The organism is Microbacterium sp. NPDC008134 (genome assembly GCF_042957055.1).
GTDB lineage: Bacteria > Actinomycetota > Actinomycetes > Actinomycetales > Microbacteriaceae > Microbacterium.
On the sequence record NZ_JBIBHO010000001.1, the window covers coordinates 1,870,678 to 1,893,663 of the forward strand.

Annotated in this window: 20 protein-coding genes; 8 read left to right on the forward strand and 12 right to left on the reverse strand. The window is 68.2% G+C overall.

Annotation, left to right across the window (positions count from 1 at the left end; all coding sequences use genetic code 11):
* Positions 1 to 44: 44 nt before the first annotated feature.
* From ACFY9N_RS08855 to ACFY9N_RS08865, 3 genes are all read right to left on the reverse strand, one after another.
* Complete coding sequence (locus ACFY9N_RS08855) at positions 45 to 737, reverse strand: coenzyme F420-0:L-glutamate ligase (RefSeq protein ID WP_391478113.1); 693 nt, start codon at positions 735 to 737, stop codon at positions 45 to 47.
* Positions 737 to 1,981, reverse strand: coding sequence for an RNA polymerase sigma factor (locus ACFY9N_RS08860; RefSeq protein WP_391478115.1), 1,245 nt, complete (start codon positions 1,979 to 1,981; stop codon positions 737 to 739). The genes ACFY9N_RS08855 and ACFY9N_RS08860 overlap by 1 nt, the downstream gene beginning before the upstream one ends.
* Positions 1,982 to 2,149: 168 nt before the next feature.
* A complete protein-coding gene (locus ACFY9N_RS08865) occupies positions 2,150 to 3,091 on the reverse strand; it encodes a proteasome assembly chaperone family protein (RefSeq protein ID WP_391478116.1) in 942 nt (313 codons plus the stop codon).
* Between the two features lie 113 nt (positions 3,092 to 3,204).
* Here ACFY9N_RS08865 and ACFY9N_RS08870 point away from each other — a divergent pair, with 113 nt between their 5' ends.
* From ACFY9N_RS08870 to sucB, 3 genes are all read left to right on the forward strand, one after another.
* Complete coding sequence (locus ACFY9N_RS08870) at positions 3,205 to 4,677, forward strand: leucyl aminopeptidase (RefSeq protein ID WP_391478117.1); 1,473 nt, start codon at positions 3,205 to 3,207, stop codon at positions 4,675 to 4,677.
* Between the two features lies 1 nt (position 4,678).
* Positions 4,679 to 6,052 (forward strand): dihydrolipoyl dehydrogenase, encoded by a 1,374-nt coding sequence (gene lpdA, locus ACFY9N_RS08875; RefSeq protein WP_391478119.1) that lies wholly within the window; start codon positions 4,679 to 4,681, stop codon positions 6,050 to 6,052.
* Positions 6,053 to 6,121: 69 nt separating this feature from the next.
* Entirely contained in the window at positions 6,122 to 7,837 is a 1,716-nt protein-coding gene (sucB, locus tag ACFY9N_RS08880; protein WP_391478120.1) for a 2-oxoglutarate dehydrogenase, E2 component, dihydrolipoamide succinyltransferase, read from the forward strand.
* A gap of 11 nt (positions 7,838 to 7,848) precedes the next feature.
* Here sucB and ACFY9N_RS08885 read toward each other — a convergent pair whose 3' ends face one another.
* The gene (locus ACFY9N_RS08885; RefSeq protein ID WP_391478122.1) at positions 7,849 to 9,336 is read right to left on the reverse strand and encodes a hypothetical protein; all 1,488 of its coding nucleotides are present in this window, start codon (positions 9,334 to 9,336) and stop codon (positions 7,849 to 7,851) included.
* A gap of 169 nt (positions 9,337 to 9,505) precedes the next feature.
* Here ACFY9N_RS08885 and ACFY9N_RS08890 point away from each other — a divergent pair, with 169 nt between their 5' ends.
* A complete protein-coding gene (locus ACFY9N_RS08890; RefSeq protein ID WP_391478123.1) occupies positions 9,506 to 10,213 on the forward strand; it encodes a DUF4191 domain-containing protein in 708 nt (235 codons plus the stop codon).
* A gap of 59 nt (positions 10,214 to 10,272) precedes the next feature.
* Here ACFY9N_RS08890 and ACFY9N_RS08895 read toward each other — a convergent pair whose 3' ends face one another.
* On the reverse strand, positions 10,273 to 11,460 hold the full coding sequence (locus ACFY9N_RS08895; protein ID WP_391478124.1) for a RimK family alpha-L-glutamate ligase: 1,188 nt from the start codon (positions 11,458 to 11,460) through the stop codon (positions 10,273 to 10,275).
* A gap of 25 nt (positions 11,461 to 11,485) precedes the next feature.
* On the opposite strand from ACFY9N_RS08895, the gene ACFY9N_RS08900 reads away from it, so the two are divergent.
* Positions 11,486 to 11,965 (forward strand): ATP-dependent zinc protease, encoded by a 480-nt coding sequence (locus ACFY9N_RS08900; protein WP_391478126.1) that lies wholly within the window; start codon positions 11,486 to 11,488, stop codon positions 11,963 to 11,965.
* A gap of 4 nt (positions 11,966 to 11,969) precedes the next feature.
* Here ACFY9N_RS08900 and ACFY9N_RS08905 read toward each other — a convergent pair whose 3' ends face one another.
* Positions 11,970 to 12,398, reverse strand: a complete 429-nt coding sequence (locus ACFY9N_RS08905; protein WP_391478127.1) for an RDD family protein — start codon at positions 12,396 to 12,398, stop codon at positions 11,970 to 11,972.
* A 146-nt stretch (positions 12,399 to 12,544) separates the two neighbouring features.
* On the opposite strand from ACFY9N_RS08905, the gene glnA (ACFY9N_RS08910) reads away from it, so the two are divergent.
* The gene (glnA, locus tag ACFY9N_RS08910) at positions 12,545 to 13,969 is read left to right on the forward strand and encodes a type I glutamate--ammonia ligase (protein ID WP_391478128.1); all 1,425 of its coding nucleotides are present in this window, start codon (positions 12,545 to 12,547) and stop codon (positions 13,967 to 13,969) included.
* A 68-nt stretch (positions 13,970 to 14,037) separates the two neighbouring features.
* Here glnA (ACFY9N_RS08910) and glsA read toward each other — a convergent pair whose 3' ends face one another.
* Both glsA and ACFY9N_RS08920 read right to left on the reverse strand, forming a co-directional pair.
* Positions 14,038 to 14,976, reverse strand: a complete 939-nt coding sequence (gene glsA, locus ACFY9N_RS08915) for a glutaminase A (protein WP_391478129.1) — start codon at positions 14,974 to 14,976, stop codon at positions 14,038 to 14,040.
* A gap of 34 nt (positions 14,977 to 15,010) precedes the next feature.
* Complete coding sequence (locus ACFY9N_RS08920; RefSeq protein WP_391478131.1) at positions 15,011 to 15,349, reverse strand: YciI family protein; 339 nt, start codon at positions 15,347 to 15,349, stop codon at positions 15,011 to 15,013.
* Between the two features lie 120 nt (positions 15,350 to 15,469).
* Between ACFY9N_RS08920 and ACFY9N_RS08925 the strand changes: the two genes are divergently transcribed.
* On the forward strand, positions 15,470 to 16,615 hold the full coding sequence (locus ACFY9N_RS08925; protein ID WP_391478132.1) for an AI-2E family transporter: 1,146 nt from the start codon (positions 15,470 to 15,472) through the stop codon (positions 16,613 to 16,615).
* Here the strand turns inward: ACFY9N_RS08925 and ACFY9N_RS08930 are convergent.
* The 4 genes from ACFY9N_RS08930 to ACFY9N_RS08945 are packed head-to-tail and all read right to left on the reverse strand — an operon-like array spanning position 16,602 to position 22,110.
* Positions 16,602 to 17,522 (reverse strand): diacylglycerol/lipid kinase family protein, encoded by a 921-nt coding sequence (locus ACFY9N_RS08930; protein WP_391478133.1) that lies wholly within the window; start codon positions 17,520 to 17,522, stop codon positions 16,602 to 16,604. The two genes, ACFY9N_RS08925 and ACFY9N_RS08930, sit on opposite strands and share 14 nt — an antisense overlap.
* A 48-nt stretch (positions 17,523 to 17,570) precedes the next feature.
* On the reverse strand, positions 17,571 to 20,546 hold the full coding sequence (locus ACFY9N_RS08935; protein ID WP_391478134.1) for a bifunctional [glutamine synthetase] adenylyltransferase/[glutamine synthetase]-adenylyl-L-tyrosine phosphorylase: 2,976 nt from the start codon (positions 20,544 to 20,546) through the stop codon (positions 17,571 to 17,573).
* 9 nt (positions 20,547 to 20,555) lie between these two features.
* A complete protein-coding gene (gene glnA / locus ACFY9N_RS08940; protein ID WP_391478136.1) occupies positions 20,556 to 21,893 on the reverse strand; it encodes a type I glutamate--ammonia ligase in 1,338 nt (445 codons plus the stop codon).
* A gap of 13 nt (positions 21,894 to 21,906) precedes the next feature.
* Positions 21,907 to 22,110, reverse strand: coding sequence for an SPOR domain-containing protein (locus tag ACFY9N_RS08945; protein WP_391478138.1), 204 nt, complete (start codon positions 22,108 to 22,110; stop codon positions 21,907 to 21,909).
* A gap of 69 nt (positions 22,111 to 22,179) precedes the next feature.
* Here ACFY9N_RS08945 and ppgK point away from each other — a divergent pair, with 69 nt between their 5' ends.
* The gene (ppgK, locus tag ACFY9N_RS08950; protein WP_391478139.1) at positions 22,180 to 22,926 is read left to right on the forward strand and encodes a polyphosphate--glucose phosphotransferase; all 747 of its coding nucleotides are present in this window, start codon (positions 22,180 to 22,182) and stop codon (positions 22,924 to 22,926) included.
* Positions 22,927 to 22,986: the final 60 nt, after the last annotated feature.

Here is a 22,986-nt window from a genome sequence, read left to right on the forward strand (position 1 = left end):
CCGAAGCATCCGGGGCCCTTTCTCGTACCGATCTCGTGACGGGGTCAGATCTCGCGGACGATGCCCAACGGCGTCGACTCCAGCCCCTGGCCGAGCGGGTTGTCGCCGAGGATCTTGACGAGACGACGCTCGCCGTCCTTGTCGAGGGTCGATCCGAGGATGTTGCCACCGATGTCGTTGATATCGACGACCGCGACCTCCGCCGTGCCGCCGAGGAGCGCCTTGAGGCGCGTGGCGACCTCACGCGGGTTCTTCGGACCGAGCACGACCGCCTGGTTGTAGGGCGGGATGGTGTGCTTGGTGGGGCCGTCGATCGCACGGGCCTTGTCACCGGCGATGCGGTAGAAGTCACCGCGCCGGCCGAAGGCCTTCGTCACGGCGGAGACCGCGGCGGCGAAGAGGATGCGCGGAGTCCCGCACTCGCGGAGCGCCATCTCCATCGTCTCGGGCATGCCGAGTCCGATTCCGTACGGGGTACGGGTGACGTACTTCGACAGGAACAGCGCGAGCTTGCGCGGCTGGATCTCGTCGAGACGGTAGGAACGCCCCTGCGTGATCGCCACGATCTTCTCGGTGACGAACAGCAGGTCGCCCGGCTGCACGGCGGACGCCGCGTACTCCGTGATGACCTGGTCGATGTCATCGTCCGGCATCACGACGCGCGTGCGCAACGGGATGCGCGCGAACGTCTTCCCGTCGACGCTGGTCTCGAGCGCCTTGCCCTCGTTCGCCTGCATCACTCGAGGTAGTCCCGCAGCGACTGCGAGCGGCTCGGGTGGCGAAGTTTCGCCATCGTCTTGGACTCGATCTGACGGATGCGCTCGCGCGTCACGCCGAAGGTGTCGCCGATCTGATCGAGCGTCTTGGGCTGACCGTCGCCGAGGCCGAAGCGCATGCGGATCACGCCCGCCTCGCGCTCGGAGAGCGAGTCGAGCAGCTGCTCGAGCTGACGCTGCAGCATCGTGAAGCCCACCGCATCGGCGGGGACGACGGCCTCGGTGTCCTCGATGAGGTCACCGAACTCGCTGTCACCGTCCTCACCCAGCGGCGTGTGCAGCGAGATGGGCTCGCGCCCGTACTTCTGCACCTCGACGACCTTCTCCGGCGTCATGTCGAGTTCGCGGCTGAGCTCTTCTGGGGTGGGCTCGCGACCGAGGTCCTGCAGCATCTGCCGCTGGACGCGGGCGAGCTTGTTGATGACCTCGACCATGTGCACCGGGATGCGGATGGTGCGGGCCTGGTCGGCCATGGCGCGGGTGATCGCCTGACGGATCCACCAGGTGGCGTACGTCGAGAACTTGAAGCCCTTGGTGTAGTCGAACTTCTCGACCGCGCGGATGAGACCCAGGTTGCCCTCCTGGATGAGATCCAGGAACTGCATGCCGCGGCCGGTGTAGCGCTTGGCGAGCGACACGACGAGTCGGAGGTTGGCGCCGAGCAGGTGGCTCTTCGCGCGCTGACCGTCACGGGCGACCCACTGCAGATCGAGCCCGAGCTGGCTCGTCTTCTCGGCGGCCGTCATCGCCGACAGCTTCTCCTCGGCGAAGAGACCGGCCTCGATGCGCATCGCGAGCTCGACCTCTTCGGCCGCGTTCAGCAGGGCGACCTTTCCGATCTGCTTCAGGTAGTCCTTGACCGGGTCGGCGGTCGCGCCGGTGATCTGCGTGGAGTAGACCGGCACGTCTTCATCGTCGTTGGACGAGATGACGATGGCGCCGGTCGGCAGCGGCTCGGTGAACTTCGGCTTCTTGTCGTCGTCGTCCTCGTCATCTCCCGAGGCGTCGTCGTTCGCGGCGGTGGGGGCCTCGTCTTCGTCGACGACGTCATCCGCCTTCTTCTTCTTGACCGGAGCGCGCTTCGCAGCCGCACGCTTGGCGGCGGTCTTCGGAACAGCCTTCTCTTCGACCTCGGCCTTCACGTCGAGGTCGGCGTCGTCGGCAGTCTTCTTCGTCCGGGATTTGTTGGTCGTGGCAGGAGTCACGTTTCGCCTTTCACGGAGCGGCAGAGCCCCTCCGGGACATTTCGGACACTAGTAAGACCCTTGTCAAGTCCGCTCCCCGGAAGGAACGATTGACAACGGGTCAGACAACCAGTATCGCACACGCAGAAGGATGCCGGTGCATTCGCGCCGAGTTCGTCGTGTCGAACGTCATCCGCGCCCCGACTTGTCGTCGTCGCCCGACGGACGCGAGGCGAGGTAGCGCTCGAGCTCCGCGGCGAGTTCGTCGGCGCTGGGGAGGTCGCGCTCGTTGAAACCGCCCTCGTCGTACGAGTCATCCTCGGGATTGCGCCCGGCCATGTACGCGTCGTACCGGCGCTCGAGGTTGTGCACCATCTGCTGCAGCTCCTCGTTGCCGACGACCTGCTCGTCGATCTTGGCGAGGTAGTCCTCGCGGCGCTCCTGGATCTCGTCGAGCATGAGCACGAGACCGGTCGATGCCATGAGTTTCTCGGCCGCGGCGATCACCGCGTTCGGGTTCTCGGTCTCGGCGAGGTAATGCGGAACGAGCAGCACGAAGCCGACGGCGCGGTCACCGCGCTCGGCGAAGCGGAACTCCAGGAGGTGCCCCGCGGTCGCCGGCACCTGGGTGCGCGGACGCCAGACGGAGTGCACGACGCTGAGATCGCGACGGTTGCCGCTCACCGTCGTGCCGATCGGACGGGTGTGCGGCACCGGCATCGCGATCGAATGCACCCAGTTCAGCCCGGAGACCTCGAACTCGGTCGCGAGGTCGAGCACCGTGCGCGCGAACGCGTTCCAGGCGAAGTCGGGCTCGTACCCGGCGAGCAGCAGGAACGGCTGTCCGAGGGCGTCGGTCGCGAGCGAGAGTTCGAGCTTCGCCGGGCGGAACTGCGTCAGGTGGTCCTGATCGAAGGAGATCACGGGACGACGCGCGCGATAGTCGAGGAGCACGTCGTTGTCGAAGACCACGACGGGCTGCGGGTCAGCGGTCTCACGCAGGTGCTCGATGAGGCCCGAGACGGCGTTGCCCGCATCGGTGAAACCGGTCAGCAGCATGACCAGCGGCAGTCCGGGCGGCACCGCCGGAGCGTTCGCGACTCGTTCGTGGATCTCACCGGAGAAGGGCATTCCTCCATGCTACGAGCACGGCGGCGCACGGGGGCTGGCGGGGTCTTGCTGAGAGCGAACACACCCCCTCCGGTCCACGCCCGTGCCGCGTACAGCTTGCCTAGGATGGAAGCATGACGCTTCCCGTGCTCTCGCACACCCTTGATCAGTTCCCCGGAAGCGCTGCCGATGCCGCAGTGCTCGTCGTCCCCGATCTCGCCGATGCGGCGACGTCGCTCGAGTCGTATCCCGGACTCGCCGAGGCCCTCGCGGCCGTGGGCTTCACCGGCGCGACCTCTGCCTTCACTCGGGTGCACGCGCCCGAGGTGACGGACCTGCCGTTCGCCGTCGTCGGTATCGGATCCACCCGATCGGCCGAGACGGTGCGTAACGCCGCCGGCGCCGCCCTGCGCACGCTGACCGGATTCGACACGGTCGCTCTGGCACTGGCGCCCGGCCTCGAGGAGTTCGCCGAAGCGGCGGCCGAAGGGGCGGTCCTCGGTGGGCACCGCTTCGAGGGGTACCGCACCAAGAAGCCGTCCGCCCGAGCCTCCGCCGTCGTGCTCCACGGCGAGCTCGACGACGCGTCGGTCGCTCGCATCCGGGCCACGGGCGAGGCGGTCGCGCTCGTCAAGGATCTCGTCAACGTCCCCGCCGAATGGCAGAGCCCGGCTGATCTCGCACAGAGCGCGCTCGACAGCGTCGCCGACCTCGACGTCACCGTCGAGATCCTCGACGAAGTGGCGCTCGCCGAGCAGGGCTTCGGCGGCATCCTGGGTGTCGGGCAGGGGTCCGAACGCCCGCCCCGTCTCGTGCGCCTCGATTACTCCCCCGCCGGCGCGACACAGCACATCGCCCTGGTCGGCAAGGGCATCACCTTCGACACCGGCGGTCTCTCGCTGAAGCCCGCGGCGTCGATGGTCGGGATGAAGTTCGACATGGCGGGAGCAGCCACCAGCCTCGCGGCGCTCCGCGCGATCGCGACCCTGGCGCTCCCGGTGCGCGTCACCGCGTGGCTCTGCATCGCCGACAACATGCCCTCCGGCCGGGCCACCCGCCCCGGTGACGTGCTGCGGATGCTCGACGGCACTACGGTCGAGGTTCTCAACACGGACGCCGAGGGCCGCCTGGTCATGGCCGACGGACTCGTCGCCGCGAGCCGCGAGAATCCCGACGTCATCATCGATGTCGCCACCCTCACCGGCGCGATCGTCATGGCGCTCGGCCACCGGCACACCGGCGTCATGGGAGATGACGAAACGGTGACGCGCTTCCTCGCGGCCGCCGAATCCGTCGACGAGCCCGCCTGGAGGATGCCGCTGCCGGAGTACATGGAGGACTCCCTCGACTCCCCCATCGCGGATCTCATCAACGCGAACATGAGCGACCGCGCGGCCGGCGCATCCTTCGCCGGACTGTTCCTCCGTCGCTTCGTCGGACGCGTGTCGGAAGACGCGGACGCCCCGCGCATCCCGTGGGTACACCTCGACATCGCCGGTTCGGGCGAGAACGGCAGTGCGCCGTTCGGATTCACCGAGAAGGGCCCGACCGGGGCGATGGTCCGCTCGATCGTGGCGTTCGCGGCAGCTTCGGCGCAGGAGGCCTGACATGACGACCCACACCTTCGACATCGTGGTCCTGGGCGGCGGCAGCGGCGGATACGCGGCGGCGCTGCGTGCGAGCGAGCTCGGGAAGTCCGTCGCCCTGATCGAGAAGGACAAGGTCGGCGGCACCTGCCTCCACCGTGGATGCATCCCGACGAAGGCCCTGCTGCACGCCGCCGAGGTCGCGGAGCACGTACGCGACGCGGCCGCCGTCGGTGTGACGGCATCGTTCGACGGCATAGACCCGGTCGGTGTGCGCACGTACCGCGAGGGCATCGTCGCGAAGAAGTTCAAGGGCCTCGAGGGTCTCGTCAAGGCGCGGGGCATCACGACCGTCGCGGGCATGGGACGACTCAACGCGGATCGTAGCGTGAGCGTCGGGGACGATGTCTACGTCGGCGCCGACGTCGTGCTCGCGACGGGCTCGTACAGCCGCACGCTGCCCGGACTCGAGATCGGTGGCCGCATCCTCACGAGCGAGCAGGCGCTCGCCCTCGATGAGGTGCCGAAGAGCGTGCTCATCCTCGGCGGCGGCGTCATCGGCGTGGAGTTCGCGAGCGTGTGGCGATCCTTCGGGTCCGACGTGACCATCATCGAGGCGCTGCCGCATCTCGTCCCGAACGAGGACATCGCGATGAGCAAGGGCCTCGAGCGCGCCTTCCGCCGACGCGGCATCCAGTACTCGCTCGGCATCCGCTTCCAGACCGCGGTGCAGGACGACGCCTCGGTGACCGTGACGCTCGAGGACGGCAAGCAGTTCACCGCGGACTACCTCCTCGTCGCGGTCGGACGTGGCCCGGTGACCGCGGATCTCGGCTTCGAAGAGGCCGGCGTAACCCTCGAACGCGGATTCGTCACGGTCGACCAGGACCTGCGCACGGGCGTCCCCGGTGTCTGGGCGGTCGGCGACATCGTGCCGGGCCTGCAGCTCGCACACCGCGGATTCCAGCAGGGAATCGCGGTCGCGGAACGGATCGCCGGTCTGTCTCCCGTGAACGTCCCCGATGTCCAGATCCCCAAGGTCACCTACTCCAGCCCCGAGGTCGCCTCGGTGGGCGTGACGGAGGAGGCCGCGATCGCCGCGCACGGTGCGGACGAAGTCGTCTCCTACGAATACAACCTCGCGGGCAACGGCAAGAGCGAGATCATCGGCACCGGTGGCCTGGTCAAGGTCGTGCGTCGCAAGGACGGCCCCGTCCTCGGCGTTCACCTGCTGGGAGATCGCGTCGGCGAGCTCATCACCGAGGGCCAGCTGGCCGTGGCCTGGGAGGCGCACCCGGAGGACATCGCACCCCTCATCCACGCGCATCCGACGCAGAGCGAAGCGCTCGGAGAAGCATTCCTCGCCCTCGCGGGCAAACCCCTGCACGCCCTCTGAACACCAACCGGTGCCCAGGGTCACTAAGCTAGATAAGCGTCTGAACAACTTCCTGAAGGAGACTCCGTCATGAGCACATCCGTTATCCTCCCCCCGCTCGGAGAGAGCGTTACAGAGGGTACGGTCACCCGCTGGCTCAAGCAGGTGGGCGACACTGTGCAGGCGGACGAGGGCCTGCTCGAGATCTCGACCGACAAGGTCGACACCGAGATCCCCTCGCCGGTCTCCGGCGTGATCGAGGAGATCCTGGTCGCCGAGGACGAGACCGTCGAGGTCGGTGCCCTGCTCGCCCGCATCGGCGACGGCAACGCATCCGCCCCGGCCGCCGACGCCCCCGAGGCTGCGGCTCCCGCCGCTGAGGCTGCTCCGGCCCCTGCCGCTCCTGCCGAGGCCGCGCCCGAGGCCGCCCCCGCTGCGGAGGCCGCTCCCGCCGCTGCCGCGCCCGCTGCTCCGGCCGGCGACGCCAAGGACATCGTCCTCCCCGAGCTCGGCGAGAGCGTGACCGAGGGCACCGTCACCCGCTGGCTCAAGCAGGTGGGTGACGAGGTCGCCGTCGACGAGGCCCTTCTCGAGATCTCGACCGACAAGGTCGACACCGAGATCCCCTCTCCGGTCGCCGGCGTTCTGCAGGAGATCCTGGCCGCCGAGGACGAGACGATCTCGGTCGGTTCGGTGCTCGCTCGCATCGGCTCGGGCGCCGCTCCCACCGCTGCGCCGGCCGCACCCGAGGCTGCTGCCCCGGCGCCCGCTGCTCCGGCACCGACTGCCGCTCCCGCCGCCCCGGCACCCGCCGCTGCACCCGCCCCGGCTGCTGCGCCCGCCCCGGCTGCTGCCCCGGCACCGGCCGCTGCTCCCGCAGCCGCTCCGTCCGCCGAGAACGACAACCTGTACGTCACCCCGCTCGTGCGCCGTCTGGCCTCGCAGCAGGGTGTGGACCTCGCGTCGGTCACCGGAACCGGCGTCGGCGGTCGCATCCGCAAGGAGGACGTGCTGAAGGCCGCCGAATCCGCTTCCTCTGCTCCGGCCGCTGCTGCTGCACCCGCCGCTCCCGCTCCGCTCGAGGTCTCGCCGCTTCGCGGCACGACCCAGCCGATGTCGCGTCTGCGCAAGGTGCTGGCGGAGCGCGCTGTCGCCTCGATGCAGCAGACGGCGCAGCTCACCACGGTCGTGGAGGTCGACGTCACGGCTCTCGCGGATTACCGCGACAGCGTGAAGGCGTCGTTCCTGCAGAAGACGGGCGACAAGCTATCGTTCCTCCCGTTCTTCGCCCTTGCGGCGGCTGAGGCGCTACGCGCCTTCCCGATCGTGAACTCCACGGTCGACGGTGACCAGATCGTGTACCCGGCGACCGAGAACCTCTCGATCGCCGTCGACACCGAGCGCGGCCTGCTGACGCCGGTCCTGCGCGACGCCGCGTCGAAGAACATCGCGGAGATCGCGCACGAGATCGCCGATCTCGCCGCCCGCACGCGCGACAACAAGCTGAAGCCCGATGAGCTCGCTGGTGGCACGTTCACCCTCACGAACACCGGTTCGCGTGGCGCGCTGTTCGACACCCCGGTCGTCTTCCTGCCCCAGTCGGCGATCCTCGGCACGGGTACCGTCGTCAAGCGCCCCGGCCTGGTCAAGGTCGCAGGGTCCGATGCGATCGCGATCCGCTCGTACGTGTACCTCGCACTCTCGTACGACCACCGCATCATCGATGGCGCGGACGCCGCTCGCTTCCTGGGCGCGGTGAAGGCCCGTCTCGAGTCGGCGGAGTTCGCCGCTCAGCTCGGAGCCTGACGACCGACACCTCAATCTGGCTGGTCCGCGACGTCGTACACGTCGCGGACCAGCCATTTCTCGTTCACCCGAACGAGAACGAGAATGTGCGCGGCATCCGGTGACTCCGCACGGATAACTGCGACATCGCCGTATTCGTCGACCGGGCTGATCGTCGGCTCGGCCGTGGCGATCCCCGCCAGGTCCGCGACATCGGCCGTCGATCCCTCGGCGATCACCTCCGGACACGATGACTGCGCGGCATCGTCACAGCCGGCCGCCGCGTCGAGCAACGCAGTCGCTGCCACGATCGCCGCCTCGTCGACCGCCGGAACACCCGCCCCTGGATGCGATGTCGCCGACGGCATCGGGCTGGCACTCACGCCGGTCGTCTCCGGAGAGCCGTCCCCGATCGTCGTGCCCGGTGATGCCGGCGCCTCCTGCCGCACGCCCGACGACTCTTCGCTCTGTCCTTCGGCGGCCTCCCCGGAATCGCCACCGGGCCACAGCAATCCGCCGGCCAGCACCGCGGCCGCGGCCGCCCCCGCGATCAGAAGGCTCCGACGGCGAGAACGCGGGGCCGCGTCATGGTCTGTTCGGCTCCGTGAACCCGCCGCCCACGCCCGTGCTGGCGATGACAGACGGCGATCGGAGAGACTCGGCAGCGCCCCCGCGAACCGTCGCATCAGCCCCGCCGCGCCCTGGTGGAATGCGCCGAGGGTCCCACCCGGAAGCCTCGACCGTCCCGCTCGCCGCGCCCGCCTCGTCATGCCCGACGCGATCCCCCCACTGTCGCGCCTTCCGAGCGCCGGGCGCTCGCGCGGACGAGCGTTCGCCGCACGGGCGACATCCTGCACACCCTCAGGTGTGACGATGTCGCATCGCAGAGGACGGGGAGCTGCGATCTGCAGCAGAGCCCCCTCCCACTCCTCGATCTGACGCTGCGGCACGCGCGGCTGCGCCTCGCCCAGGTGCAACCCCATCTGCACCTGGGCGAGGACGCGACCCATCCCCCTGTCGCGGCACCCCTCCGCGACGAGCTCGACCACGCGCGCCGCTCCCGCGCATGCCGGCTCCCCCTCCCCGACGACGAACACGGGGCGTCCCTCCCCGGTGACCCACCAGGTGCCGCTCTCGCGTGCCCCCGGTTCCCCGAGTTCGTCGATCCCCCTCAGCACACTGGCCACGAGTGTGCTGCTCTCCCCGAGCGACAGATGCTCATCGACGACCTGCCGACGAACGAGCAGGCTCGTCACGCGCTCCGTGCACCACGGCAGCAGTACATCGTGCCCGTCACGTCTTCTCACGACGTCGAGCGGCGCGGCGATGTGCTCGGCGCCTGCGAAGCCCCACCCCGCCCAACCGGTAAGCGTCTCCGCGTCGACCTGCACCGCCACGCCCTCCCCACGGGTGACGAGCAGGCCACCGAACGGCGTCTCGACCGCGTCGAGCGCGCGGACGACGCGATGCGCCTCCGGCACGAGCGGCGGCGTCGAGGTGCCGAGCGCGTCATCTGTCATGCCCCTATGACATCGCACCGCCCGGCGCGTAGAGCTCGAAAACGAACCGATGGGGATGCATCCGCGTGATCCGCACGTCGTGCAGGAGAAGTCGACACCTCACTCGGGGCGCTCCGCTCGACGCGAACGACGGCATCAGCTGCACCGGGGACTCGGTAGGCTTGTCCTTATGGCAAAGACTCCCGAACCCGAGAAGCGTCCTGGGTTCTTCTCCCAGATCAAGTCCCTCTTCAGGTTCACCAAGGAGGCGTACCCCTGGCTGCCCTGGGCGCAGATCGCGATCCTCATCGGCGGCATCCTCATCGGACTCGTCGTCGGGTATCTGATCCCGCCGCTGCAGTGGTGGACGCTACTGCTCTGGGGCATCACCGGACTGATGCTCGGCGTGCTGGCCGCGATGTTCCTCATGACGCGCCTGTCGACCTCGGCGATGTACACGAAGATCGACGGCATGCCCGGCGCCACCGGCCATGTCATCAGCACGAGCCTCGGTCGGCGTTGGCAGGCATCCGACACCCCCGTCGGCATCAACCCCAAGACCCAGGAGGCCGTCTACCGCGCGGTCGGCCGTGGCGGCATCGTCGTCATCGGCGAGGGCGCCCGCGGGCGCCTCACTCGCCTGATCAACGAGGAGCGCAGCAAGGCTCAGCGGGTCGCCAACGGCGTGCCCGTCACCGTGCTCTACGTCGGTCACGGCGATGACGAGGTGGCGATCTCCGATCTCGCCAAGACGATCAAGAAGATCCCCAAGTCGATCGACAAGGCGACGATGGGCGCAGTCATCCGCCGTATCGAATCGGTCTCCCAGTCGCTGTCGTCGCTGCCGATCCCGAAGGGGATCGACCCGACGAAGGTGCGTGCCCAGCGTCCGCGCTGATCACCGACTCCGTAGAAAGACGAAGCGCGGCCGTTCCCCACGAGACGGCCGCGCTTCTCTCATTCTGAGAGAGGCTGACGAGGCAGGCGGCGCACCTTCGCGCGCCGGCGCCGACGCTCGGGGATCATCGAGCGCATCTCGTCGAGCTTGCCGAAGCAGAACAGCCGATCATCCGCCTCCAGCACGACGTGCTTGCGCGGGTTGGGGATCACCGTGACCCCGCGATGCAGGGTCAGAACCGTGATGTCGCGCTCCCACAGACCGGCCTCGCCCAGCGTCTTCCCCACGAGGTCGACGGCTCCGTGCACCATCAGCTCGGCGACGCCGTACCCGGTCGAAACGGTGAGGCGCTGGCGCACATCGATCTCGGGGAAGGCGACCTGTCCGGCGATGTAGTCGATGATCGCGCCCGCGACGTCGAGCTTGGTCGCCAGCTCGATGCCCTGCAGGCCCGGAGAGGAGTTGACCTCCATCACGAGAGGCCCGTCGTCCCCCTCGAGCATGTCGACGCCGGCGACGCGCAGGCCCATGATCTGAGCCGACCGGACGGCCGCGCGCTCGTACACCGGGTCGAGCTCGACCGCCTCGACCGATCCGCCGCGGTGCACGTTCGAGCGGAACTCGTCACCCGCGGCCGAACGGCGCATCGCGGCGACGACGCGGTCTCCGACGACCAGGGCGCGGATGTCGCGTCCGCGGCTCTCGGCGATGAACTTCTGGATGAGCACGTTCTGCTTCGTCGAGTGCAGCGTCTCGATGATCGCTTCGGCGACCTTGACCTGCGGCGCGAGGATCACACCGATCCCCTGCGTTCCCTCGAGGAGCTTGATGACGACGGGAGCGCCACCGACGCGCTCGATGGCCGGACGCACGTCGGCGCGGTTGCGCACGAACGCCGTCGGCGGCATGGCGATGTTGTGCCGCGACAGGATCTGGTTCGCCCGCAGCTTGTCGCGGGCGCTCGAGATGCCGTTGGCCGTGTTCGGCGTGTACACGTCCATCTGCTCGAACTGCCGCACGACCGCGGTGCCGAAGTACGTGATCGAGTTGCCGATGCGCGGCAGGATCGCGTCGTAGTCGCTGAGCTGGCGGCCCCGGTAGTGGAGGTCGGGTTCGTCGGCGGTGAGGTCGATCGCGAAGCGCAACGTGTTCAGCACCTTGACGTTGTGCCCGCGCTGGAGAGCGGCGGCACGGAGGCGCTGGGTGGAGTACGCCTGGGGCGCACGGGAGAGCACTGCGAGCTTCACGAAGATTTCCTGCCAGGATGGTCGAGTGACGAAGACATCCCATTCAAACACTCTTACGGGGTGGCGAGAATGGGTGAGCTTGCCCGATCTCGGCGTGGACTGGATCAAGGCCAAGATCGACACGGGCGCCCGCACCTCGTCGCTCCATGCCTTCGACATCCAGGAGTTCGAGCAGGACGGCTCCGAGTGGGTCAGATTCAAGGTCAAGCCATGGCAGGACAGCCAGGCGGATGCCGTCGTCGTCGAGTCGCCCGTGCACGACCGGCGTGCCGTGCGCAGCTCCTCCGGACACGCTCAGGAGCGCCTGGTCGTGGAGCTCCTCATCCGTCTCGTCGACCGTGAGGTTCTGGCGGAGGTCACGCTGAGCAATCGCGACGAGATGGGCTTCCGCATGCTGATCGGGCGGGAAGCGCTCCGCCAGGGGTTCTCGGTCGATCCCGCACGGTCCTTCCTCGGGGGCCGAGCACCGCGCGAGGCCCGTCGGCGCAACCGCGGCCGGATCTGATCGATCAGGTGCGGATCAGCACCGTGCCCACGACCTTGTCGTGGAGTCCGCGCTGGTCGGCGTCGAAGATCACCGCGGGGATCACGACGATCAGCAGTGCCGTGCGAACGATCGGACGCCAGAGGCCCACCCATCCCCCGTCGAGGCGCACCACACGCATTCCGAGGATGCGGTGCCCGGGGCTTCCTCCCGCCGTGGGGATGAAGAGGATCTGCAGCAGGGCGAACACGGCCATCGGACCGAACTGGCTCAATCCCGCTTCCGCGGGGAGCGCGAACTGGTCGAAACCGAGGAATGCCGTAGCGATGATCGTCGCCGCGACGTAGTCGATGAGGAGCGCTCCGATGCGTCGGCCGAGGCGTCCGACGCTCCCCGTACCCGACGCGGGCAGTCCGAGGCGTTCACCGGGATAAGCGTTCACAGCATCCGTCACCTTCCCAGCCTACCGAGGGTCGATATGCGGCCCGAACGGCGAGGCGCTGTAACACGCCCGAAACAAAGTCGATACCGTGGAGAAATCCCCCGACCGTACTCTGCGAGTGGCCCCGAAGCCATCGATCCGTCTTACAGGAGTCGTACATGTTCAAAGATTCGTCCGAGGTTCTGAGCTACATCAAGGAGAACGACGTCAAGTTCCTTGACATCCGTTTCACCGATCTCCCGGGTGTGCAGCAGCACTTCAACATTCCTGCATCGACGGTCGACGAGGCGTTCTTCACCGAAGGCCAGCTGTTCGACGGCTCCTCGATCCGTGGCTTCGCCAGCATCCACGAGTCCGACATGCAGCTCATCCCCGATGTCACCACCGCGTACATCGACCCCTTCCGCGAGGCGAGCACCCTCGTGATGATCTTCGACATCTACAACCCGCGCACCGGCGAGATCTACTCGAAGGACCCGCGTCAGGTCGCCAAGAAGGCCGAGAAGTACCTCGCCTCGACCGGCATCGCCGACACCGCGTTCTTCGCCCCCGAGGCCGAGTTCTACATCTTCGACGACGTGCGCTACTCCGTCACCGCCGGCGAGAGCTTCTACAAGGTCGACTCCGAAGAGGCCGCGTGGAACACCGGTCGCGAGGAAGAGGGTGGAAACCTCGCCAACAAGACCCCGTACAAGGGCGGCTACTTCCCCGTCAGCCCGGTCGACAAGACGGCCGACCTGCGCGACGACATCACGCTCAAGCTGATCGACGCCGGCTTCATCCTCGAGCGCTCGCACCACGAGGTGGGCACCGCGGGTCAGCAGGAGATCAACTACCGCTTCGACACGATGGTGCACGCGGCCGACGACATCCTCAAGTTCAAGTACATCGTCAAGAACACCGCCAACGAATGGGGCAAGGTCGCCACCTTCATGCCCAAGCCGCTCTACGGCGACAACGGCTCCGGCATGCACACGCACCAGTCGCTGTGGAACGACGGCAAGCCGCTGTTCTACGACGAGGCCGGCTACGGCCAGCTCAGCGACATCGCGCGTTGGTACATCGGCGGCATCCTGGCGCACGCGCCGGCCCTGCTCGCCTTCACCAACCCGACGCTGAACAGCTACCACCGTCTGGTCAAGGGCTTCGAGGCTCCGGTCAACCTGGTCTACTCGGCCGGTAACCGCTCCGCCGCGATCCGCATCCCGATCACCGGCTCCAACCCGAAGGCCAAGCGCATCGAGTTCCGCGCTCCCGACGCCTCGGGCAACCCGTACCTCGCCTTCGCCGCGCAGCTCATGGCCGGCCTCGACGGAATCAAGAACCGCATCGAGCCGCACGAGCCCGTCGACAAGGACCTCTACGAGCTTCCGCCCGAGGAGGCCAAGGGAATCCCGCAGGTGCCGAACTCGCTCCTCGACTCGCTCGACGCTCTCGCGGCCGACCACCAGTTCCTCCTCGAGGGCGGCGTGTTCACCAAGGAGCTCATCGAGACCTGGATCTCGTACAAGTACGAGAACGAGATCCTCCCGATGGCGCAGCGCCCGCACCCGTTCGAGTACGAGCTCTACTTCGGAGTCTGATCTCGGATCGAAAGAGCGCCCCGCTGGCTTCGGCCGGCGGGGCGCTCTTTCGTGGTTCTGCCGCGGCCTCAGCCGCGCGGCATCCGGAAGGAATGCAGTCCGAGGTCGTGGCTCAGGACATCACTGACGGCATGCCCCCGCACGCTGGTGCCCTGCTCATCGAGCGGCGGACTCACGACGGCCGCTCCGAGTACACCGGGCGCGGCGAGCACGATTGCGCCCGAGACGCTCGACTTCGCCGGCACGCCCACCTGCCGCATCCATCTGCCCGATCCGTCATACACGCCACAGGTCGCCATCACCGAGACGACGTCGCGTGCGACCCCGTCACCGACTACCCGCTGGTCGGTGACGGGGTTGCGCCCTCCGGCCGCGAGCGTCGCACCCATGACAGCCAGGTCGCGGGCATCGACGAGAACGGCGCAGGCGCGCGCGTACACCGCGACCGCTTCGTCGGCGCCGATGACGAGTGTTCCTTCCGAGCGCATCAGGTGCGCCAGTGCGTGGTTGCGGTCGCCGAGCAGGTGCTCACTCTCGGCGATGCTCTCCGACACGCGGAGATCCCGACCGGCGAACGCCGACAGGCCGTCGAGGATGCGGCCGCTCCGCGATGCGGCGTCGGCACCGTCGACCAGGGCTGCCGTGAGGAGAGCCCCGGCGTTGACCATCGGATTCGGGGGACGCCCTGTCCCGCTCTCGAGCTTGATCGCGTCGAATGCCTCACCGGTCGGCTCGATGCCGACCAGATCGAGCGCAGCGGGACCGTGATCCTGCAGGGCCAAGGCGAACAGGAATGGCTTCACCGCCGACTGGATGCTGATGAGAACGTCCGCCTGTGCGCTGGCGCGCAGCACACCCTCGACGGTGACCAGCGCGATCCCGAGGAGATCCGGGTCAGCTCGCGCCAATTCGGGGATGCTGTCATCGACCGCTCCCCCTCCCGACAGGAGCGTGCGTGATCGCAGCTCATCGAGGTCGTACTCCCGGGGATCGGTGGCGGCGTTCATTCCCCCAGCCTGACACGGAGCGCGCTGGAACGAGTCAGCTCGCCGGGTCGTATCCGAACTCGCGGAGCTCCTGCGGGCAGCGGCAGGCATGTGCGACCCGGGCCGCCCACTCGACGGCATCGGCCCGGGTCGGTAGTTCGAGGACGAGGAATCCGCCGGTGATCCGCGACCCGGGATACGTCTCGTCGCTCACGGCGCCGCGACCGGTGACCAGCACGGGAGCGACGTCCTCGTCGATCCCGCCGCCGAACACGTAGACGCCCGCGGCCCTCGCCTCCTCGATCACGGCGTGCGAGGTCTCGACGACATCCGGGAACTCCTCCTCCGAGAGGTTCATCGCTTCAGCCGGGAACGAGATCAGGTACTTGGTCATGTTCCGATCGTCCTCCCGTATACCCCTCGGATCAACATCCGCACAAGCCCGCGCGTCCGGCTTGACCGCACCGCGTGCCGGTGGTCAACTGAGAGGTCGGAACGACCGAGGAGAGACATCATGCGCCGCAAGAACGACACCGCGAAGACCGCGACGCCGACGCACACCGCCACAACTCCGATGCCACGTTCGGTCGCCTCACTCGCCCGCACGAACCCGTTCATGCTCGGTCTGATGGGTGCGCTCGGCGTGCTCGTCGCCCTCGTCATCGGCGGGATCGTCGATCAGCTCGCCACGGTGCTGGTCTACATCGGCGTGGCGATCTTCCTCGCGCTCGGCCTCGACCCCATCGTCTCCTTCATCGAGCGCAAGCTGCCCCGCCCGGCTGCCGTGGCGATCGTCGTCGCCGCGGTCGTGCTCGCCTTCGTCGGCATCCTCCTCGCGATCGTCCCGATCCTCGTCGAGCAGATCAGCAACCTCATCGAGGACGGCCCGAAGATGGTGCAGGACTTCATGGCCAGCGCCTGGTTCAAGGATGTGAGCGAGCAGTTCGGGTCGACGTTCGACGACGCGGCTCAAGGAGTGCTCAGCTTCATCCAGGACCCCGGCAACATCCTCAACATCAGCGGCGGTGTCTTCGCCGTCGGAGCGGGCATCGCCAGCGGGTTCACCGGCGTCACGATCGTGCTGATCCTCACGCTGTACTTCATGGCGTCGCTGCGCAGCATGAAGAAGGTCGCCGCCCGGTTCGTGCCCGCGTACCAGCGCGACACGTTCAGCGGCCTGCTCGAGGACGTCTCCGGCGCCGTCGGCCGCTACGTGATGGGGCAGGCCAGCCTCGCACTCGTCAACGGCATCCTGAGCCTGATCTTCCTCAGCATCATCCAGGCCCCGGTTCCCGCACTGCTGGCCCTGATCGCCTTCATCGGGTCGATGATCCCCCTCGTCGGAACCCTGGCCGCGTCGATCATCAACTCGTTGATCTGCCTGATCGTCAGCCCCGTCACCGCACTGATCGCGATCATCTACTACCTGATCTACATGCAGATCGAGGCGTATGTGCTCTCTCCGCGGATCATGAGTAAAGCCGTCGCCGTTCCGGGCGCCCTGGTGGTCATCGCCGCCGTCGCGGGCGGCGCACTCGGCGGAATCCTCGGCGCACTCGTCGCGATCCCGGTCGCCGCGAGCATCATCATCATCGTGCAGAAGGTCGTCTTCCCCGCTCAGGACCGCAAGAAGACTCCGCCGGCCGTCACCGCACCGTGAGCGCGCCCGGCTGAACCCGGACGGAGAAGGACGACACCTCGCCCATCTCCTCGCCGTCGATCTCGAAGACGAGCGGACTCGCGAGTTCGACGCTGATCTTCTCGACCGCGAGGTGCTGGGTCGACTCGGTGCTCACCGCGCTGTCGTCCTTGCCGAGCAGACGACGGATGCCGTTGTCCCACACGAACGACCGCACGGTGTCGAGCCACTGCAACGGGCCTTCGGAGCTCACCAGGAGGATGTCGAGCAGTCCGTCGTCGAGCTGTGCGTCGGGCAGCAGACGGATGCCGCCCTGCAGCATGCCGCAGTTGCCGATCAGCATCGTGTGACCGCGGACCTCCTCCGGCTTGCGGTCGTCGATCGTGACCGTGATGTCGGTCATCTCGGTACCCGCGAGCGCACGGCCCATCGCCTCGACATACGCGAGCCACCCGGCCTTGGACTTGAGATCGTCATCGGTCTCGACGAGCATCTGCGCGTCGATGCCGAAGCCGACCATTACGGCGAACGCCCGGGTCTGACCGTCGAAGTCCACCCAGCCGAGGTCGATGTGCTGGGGAGTCGCGTCCCGAACGCGCTCGAGCGCGGGCTTCATGCCGTTCAGGGGCACGCCGAGGTTGCGCGCGAGGAGGTTGCCGGTGCCCTGCGGCACGATGCCGAGCGCGGTCTCGGTGCCCGCCAGGGCCTCCGCGACGGCGCGCACGGTGCCGTCGCCGCCGACCGCGATGACGAGCTCGCGCCCATCGGCGATCGCTTCCTCCGCCATCCCCCGGCCCGGGTCGTCGATGGTCGTCTCCCACCATCGGATCGGCGCGTCGGTGCCGAACACCTCGTCGACGGCGAAACGCAACGCGTTCTCGTCGATCTTGGACGGGTTCCAGACGATGCCGATGCTCGAAACGCTCATGAGGCCAAGCTAGCGGGTGTCGCGACCCGCGGAGCACGGCGCGCTTACCTACCCGTAGAACTCCTGCTCGAAAGCTTTGCGGGAACGGCGGGTCACTCCGAAGTAGTCCTCCTCGAGCTCGGTCGCCGAGAAGTCGGGGTAGCCCAGGATGCGCGCGATGCCGTCGAGCTCTCGGCGATCCGCCGGAAGCACGTCGCTGGTCGTCCCGGTGAGGATCGTGATCGCGGAACGTAGGCGACTCGACAGCAGCCAGGCCTCGCGGAGACGTTCGGCCGCCTCTGCGGGGAGAAGTCCCGCCTCGACCGCCGCACCGAGCGCCACCAACGTCGACGTCGTGCGCATTCCGGGAACCGCGTGGGCATGCTGCAGCTGGAGCAGCTGCACGAGCCACTCCACGTCGCTGAGCGTGCCGGGACCGAGCTTGAGGTGGCGACGTGGGTCGGCACCTTGCGGAAGTCGCTCACCCTCGACGCGCGCCTTGATGCGCTTGATCTCCCGGGTGCCTTGGAGGTCGATCTCCGCGGGATAGCGGATCGTGTCGGCGAGCTCGGTGAAGCGCGCGATCAGCTTCGCGCTGCCGGCGACGCCGCGCGCCCGCAGAAGGGCCTGCGCCTCCCAGGAGAGCGACCACCGGCGGTAGTACTCGGCGTAGGCCTCGATCGAGCGCACCACCGGACCGTTGCGACCCTCCGGGCGGAGCCCCGCGTCGAGATCCAGCGGCAGACGATGATCGGTGACGTGCTCGCGGAGTCCGGCGACGATCTTCGCCGCGAGAGCCTGCGCACGATCGGGGGCGACGCCGTTGGCCGAGTAGACGTAGAGGATGTCGGCATCCGATCCGAATCCCAGTTCCGCTCCCCCGAATCGCCCCATCGCGATCACCGCGAAGTCGAGAGCCTCGTCCTCGGGCGGCACCACCTCGCGCAGCACCGCGCGCAGTGCGGCCTGGATGGTCGCCTCGGTGATGTCGGTGAGAGCGGTCGCGACGTCTTCGATGGTCAGCACGTCGAGCACCCCGCCCATGGCGGTGCGCAACAGTTCGCGGCGGCGGAGGGCGCGCACGGCGCGGAGCGCGTCTCCGATCGTCTCGTGTCGCGTCTGGATCGCCCTGGCCTCCTCCGAGAGCGCGGCTCCACCCCGCGGACGCAGGGACTCGGTGCTGTCGAGCCACGCCACGGATTCCGGGATCCACTCCATCAGCTCGCCGATGTATCGCGATGTCGACAGGATCCGGGTGAGGCTCTCGGCCGCCCCCGAGGAGTCGCGCAGCATCCGGAGGAACCAGTGCGTGTCGCCCAGACGCTCGCTGATCCGCCGGAATGCGATCAGTCCGTAGTCGGGATCGGTGCCGTCGGCGAACCACCGCACCATGACCGGCATGAGGTGGCGCTGGATCGTGGCCTTGCGGCTGAGCCCGCTCGTCAGCGCACCGATGTGACGCAGGGCGCCCGCCGGGTCGCGGAACCCGATCGCCGCCAGACGATCGTGGGCCTGCGCGGTCGACAGCGTGCGCTCCCCCTCGGGCAGCGCGGCGACCGCGCTGAGCAGGGGGCGATAGAAGAGTCGCGTGTGGATCTCGCGGACCTCGCGTCGCACGCTCTCCCACCGCGCCCACACGCCGGCGCCGCTGTCCGCCAGCGTCGTACTGCGCGCGAGGACCCGGAGACCCGCCGGAGTCCGCGGCATGAGGTGGGTGCGACTGAGCTCCTTGAGCTGCAGGCGATGCTCCATCAGGCGGAGCACCCGGTAGTCGTCGGCGAAGGTCGTCGCCTCGACGCGGCCGATGTAACCACCCTCGACCAGCGCCTCGAGGCTCTCGAGCGTGCCTCTGGTGCGGAGCGTGGCATCGGTCAGTCCATGTACGAGCTGCAGCAGCTGGACGGTGAACTCGATGTCGCGCAGACCGCCCTCACCGAGCTTGAGCTGGTATGGGGCGTCCTCCGGATCGATGTGCTCCTTGACGCGCTCCCGCATGCGCTGCACGCTGTCGACGAAATCCTCGCGTGCGGCGCTCGACCAGATCTTCGGCTGTACGGCGGCGATGTACTCCGCTCCGAGCTCGGCGTCGCCGGCGAGGGGCCGCGCCTTCAGCAGCGCCTGGAACTCCCAGCTCTTCGCCCAGCGGTCGTAGTACGCGAGGTGGGAACCGAGCGAGCGGACGAGGGCGCCGTGTTTGCCCTCGGGCCTCAGGTTGGGATCGACCTCCCAGAGGGGCGGCTCCTTCTCGATCCCGTCCAGGCCGCGCATCGTCTCCCGCGCGAGCTTGGTCGCCAGATCGATCGCCCGCGCCTCGGAGACGATCTCCTCGTCGCTCGTGCCACCGACGAAGATCACGTCGACGTCGCTGACGTAGTTGAGCTCCCGTGCACCGGCCTTGCCCATACCGATGATCGACAGACGCACGGCGGCCACCTCACGTGCGTCGATGCTCTCGCTCAGTCGGCTGCGCGCGACGGCGAGCGAGGCCTCCAGGGCGGCACCGGCGGCATCCGCGAGCGCCGCGGCGACGTCGGCGACCGCCGCGACCGGCGCCGTTCGGGTCAGATCGTAGGCCGCGATCGCGGCGAGGCTGCGCCGATAGGCGACCCGGAGGGCCACGATCTCGTCGTCACCACCCGACCGGGCGAACCCGTCGACGGCGCCCACACCGGCGAGCATCGCCCGAGCGAGGTCGTCGGCGGTCGGCAACGCGTCGACCCCCTCGGCGAGCACGGCCAGTTCCGCCGGATGACGGAGGAAGAAGTCCGCCAGCCCCTCGGATGCTCCGAACACGCGCCAGGTGCGTCGCTGCGTCTCGCCACCGTCGAGCAGAGCGGCCACGGGCGCGGGATCCCGTCGCGCAACGCGCAGCATTCCGCGTACTGCGGCGTCGGGGTCGGCGGCATCCGCTCCCGTCAGCAGCTCCGCGCGCGAACGACCGAGCAATTCGGAGAGCTCGGCGAGGGCCTCAGCGGCCTCGCCGAGCTCATCGAATCCGAGGCGAGCCAGCGCGGACAGGGAGAAGGAATCGTCCGGACGGGCCATGCGCACGACTCAGAGCAGCTCGAGGTTGTTCTTCAGCTCGAGCGGCGTGACCTGACCGCGGTACGCCTCCCACTCCTTGCGCTTGTTGAGCAGCACGTAATTGAAGACCTGCTCGCCGAGCGTCTCGGCGACAAGCTCGGAATCCTCCATGTACTCGAGCGCGTGGTCGAGGCTCGCCGGCAGCGACGAGTACCCCAGCGCACGACGCTCCGCGTCGCTCAGCGACCAGACGTTGTCCTCGGCCTCGGGCGGGAGCTCGTACTCCTCCTCGATGCCCTTGAGACCCGCGGCCAGCATGAGCGCGTAGGCGAGGTACGGGTTCGCCGCAGAGTCCAGCGCGCGGTACTCGACGCGCGACGACTGCCCCTTGTTGGGTTTGTACATCGGCACGCGCACGAGCGCGGAACGGTTGGCGTGCCCCCACGTGACGAAGCTCGGCGCCTCGTCGCCGCCCCACAGGCGCTTGTACGAATTGACGAACTGGTTCGTGACGGCCGAGATCTCGTTCGCGTGCCGCAGGAGGCCGGCGATGAAGTGACGCCCGGTCTTCGAGAGCTGGTACTTCGCTCCCTCTTCGTAGAACGCGTTCTGGTCGCCTTCGAACAGCGACATGTGCGTGTGCATTCCGCTGCCCGGGTGGCCGCTGAGGGGCTTGGGCATGAACGTCGCGTAGACGCCCTGCTCGATCGCCACCTCCTTGATCACCGTACGGAAGGTCATCACGTTGTCGGCGGTGGTGAGGGCATCCGCGTAGCGCAGGTCGATCTCGTTCTGACCGGGACCACCCTCGTGGTGGCTGAACTCGACCGAGATGCCGAGGTCTTCGAGCATCCGCACCGAGCGACGACGGAAGTCGTGCGCCGTGCCACCGGGCACGTTGTCGAAGTATCCGGCGGAGTCGACCGGGACCGGTCCCTCGGGGCCGTACTGCGACGACTTGAGCAGGTAGAACTCGATCTCGGGGTGCGTGTAGAACGTGAACCCGGCATCGGCGGCCTTCGCGAGCGTGCGCTTGAGCACGTGGCGCGGGTCGGCGACAGCGGGCTGGCCGTCGGGCGTCGTCAGGTCGCAGAACATGCGGGCGGTCGGGTCGATCTCCCCGCGCCACGGCAGAGTCTGGAACGTCGTCGGATCGGGCTGCGCGAGCAGATCGGACTCATGGCTGCGGGTCAGACCCTCGATGGCCGACCCGTCGAAGCCGATGCCCTCGGCGAACGCGCCCTCCACCTCGGCCGGCGCGATGGCGACCGACTTGAGGGTTCCGATGACGTCCGTGAACCAGAGGCGGACGAACTTGACGCCGCGCTCCTCGATCGTCCGGAGGACGAAGTCTCTCTGCTTGTCCATATCGTGCGGAGCCTCAGCCCTTTCCTTCGTCCCAGCCGGATTCGGCTGCTTCTTCATCAGCCCAGGCGCGGGAGCGCGCCTGCAGAGTCTCGGGTGCGTTCGCGGCCTCGGCCTCGGTGTCGAACGGGCCCACGCGGTCGATCGACTGCGAGATCATCCCGTATTCGACCTGCTTGGTCTCGAGGTTGTACCAGTACTTGTGTTCGCCGTCGGACATGGCCCGTCCCTTCGTCGTCTGATGTCATCGATCCTACTGGCGCGAACGCCTGTCGCTATGCTGTGGGTCATGGCAAAAGCGATCGGCGTCGACATCGGCGGTACCGGAATCAAGGCAGGAATCGTCGACCTCGAGCACGGCACGATGGCGTCCGATCGGGTGCGCGTCCCCACCCCCGAGGGCGCGTCGCCCGCCGACGTGCTGCAGGCCGTGCAGACGGTGCTGAAGACACTCGACGTGCACGACTCGACCCTGCCCCTCGGCGTGGCCTTCCCGGCCATCGTGAAGCGCGGCAAGACCCTCTCGGCCGCCAACGTCTCGAAGGAGTGGGTCGACTTCGACGCGGAGCGCTTCTTCCGCGACGGACTCGGCCGCAACATCGTCTTCGTGAACGATGCGGATGCCGCAGGCGTGGCCGAGGCACGACACGGCGCGGCGCGCGATGTGCGCGGGTTCACCCTGCTCACGACCCTCGGCACCGGCATCGGCTCGGCCTTCATCAACGACGGCGTGCTGCTGCCCAACACCGAACTCGGGCATCTCAACTTCCGCGAGTACGAGTCCGTCGAGCAGTGGGCGGCGACCTCCGCCCGTGAGCGCGAAGGCCTCACCTGGGCGGAGTGGGCCGAGCGCCTGCAGGCGTTCTACTCGCACATCGAATTCCTCTTCAGCCCCGACCTGTTCGTGGTCGGTGGCGGCGTGTCGAAGAACGCGGGCGACTTCCTCCCGCTCCTCGACCTGAAGACCCCGATCGTCCCGGCGATCCACCGAAACAACTCCGGCATCATCGGCGCAGCCTCGCTCGCGGGCGACTGACCACCAGAGACGACGACAAGGCCCGGTGACCTGATGGTCCCCGGGCCTTTCACGTCGAGG

What these genes read in the sequence shown, in the direction of transcription:
- ACFY9N_RS08855 (WP_391478113.1), bottom strand. Translation starts at nt 737, where the DNA reads ATGCAGGCGAACGAGGGCAAGGCGCTCGAGACCAGCGTCGACGGGAAG.
- ACFY9N_RS08865 (WP_391478116.1), bottom strand. Translation starts at nt 3,091, where the DNA reads ATGCCCTTCTCCGGTGAGATCCACGAACGAGTCGCGAACGCTCCGGCG.
- ACFY9N_RS08870 (WP_391478117.1), top strand. Translation starts at nt 3,205, where the DNA reads ATGACGCTTCCCGTGCTCTCGCACACCCTTGATCAGTTCCCCGGAAGC.
- lpdA (WP_391478119.1), top strand. Translation starts at nt 4,679, where the DNA reads ATGACGACCCACACCTTCGACATCGTGGTCCTGGGCGGCGGCAGCGGC.
- sucB (WP_391478120.1), top strand. Translation starts at nt 6,122, where the DNA reads ATGAGCACATCCGTTATCCTCCCCCCGCTCGGAGAGAGCGTTACAGAG.
- ACFY9N_RS08885 (WP_391478122.1), bottom strand. Translation starts at nt 9,336, where the DNA reads ATGACAGATGACGCGCTCGGCACCTCGACGCCGCCGCTCGTGCCGGAG.
- ACFY9N_RS08890 (WP_391478123.1), top strand. Translation starts at nt 9,506, where the DNA reads ATGGCAAAGACTCCCGAACCCGAGAAGCGTCCTGGGTTCTTCTCCCAG.
- glnA (WP_391478128.1), top strand. Translation starts at nt 12,545, where the DNA reads ATGTTCAAAGATTCGTCCGAGGTTCTGAGCTACATCAAGGAGAACGAC.
- glsA (WP_391478129.1), bottom strand. Translation starts at nt 14,976, where the DNA reads ATGAACGCCGCCACCGATCCCCGGGAGTACGACCTCGATGAGCTGCGA.
- ACFY9N_RS08920 (WP_391478131.1), bottom strand. Translation starts at nt 15,349, where the DNA reads ATGACCAAGTACCTGATCTCGTTCCCGGCTGAAGCGATGAACCTCTCG.
- ACFY9N_RS08925 (WP_391478132.1), top strand. Translation starts at nt 15,470, where the DNA reads ATGCGCCGCAAGAACGACACCGCGAAGACCGCGACGCCGACGCACACC.
- ACFY9N_RS08930 (WP_391478133.1), bottom strand. Translation starts at nt 17,522, where the DNA reads ATGAGCGTTTCGAGCATCGGCATCGTCTGGAACCCGTCCAAGATCGAC.
- ACFY9N_RS08935 (WP_391478134.1), bottom strand. Translation starts at nt 20,546, where the DNA reads ATGGCCCGTCCGGACGATTCCTTCTCCCTGTCCGCGCTGGCTCGCCTC.
- glnA (WP_391478136.1), bottom strand. Translation starts at nt 21,893, where the DNA reads ATGGACAAGCAGAGAGACTTCGTCCTCCGGACGATCGAGGAGCGCGGC.
- ACFY9N_RS08945 (WP_391478138.1), bottom strand. Translation starts at nt 22,110, where the DNA reads ATGTCCGACGGCGAACACAAGTACTGGTACAACCTCGAGACCAAGCAG.
- ppgK (WP_391478139.1), top strand. Translation starts at nt 22,180, where the DNA reads ATGGCAAAAGCGATCGGCGTCGACATCGGCGGTACCGGAATCAAGGCA.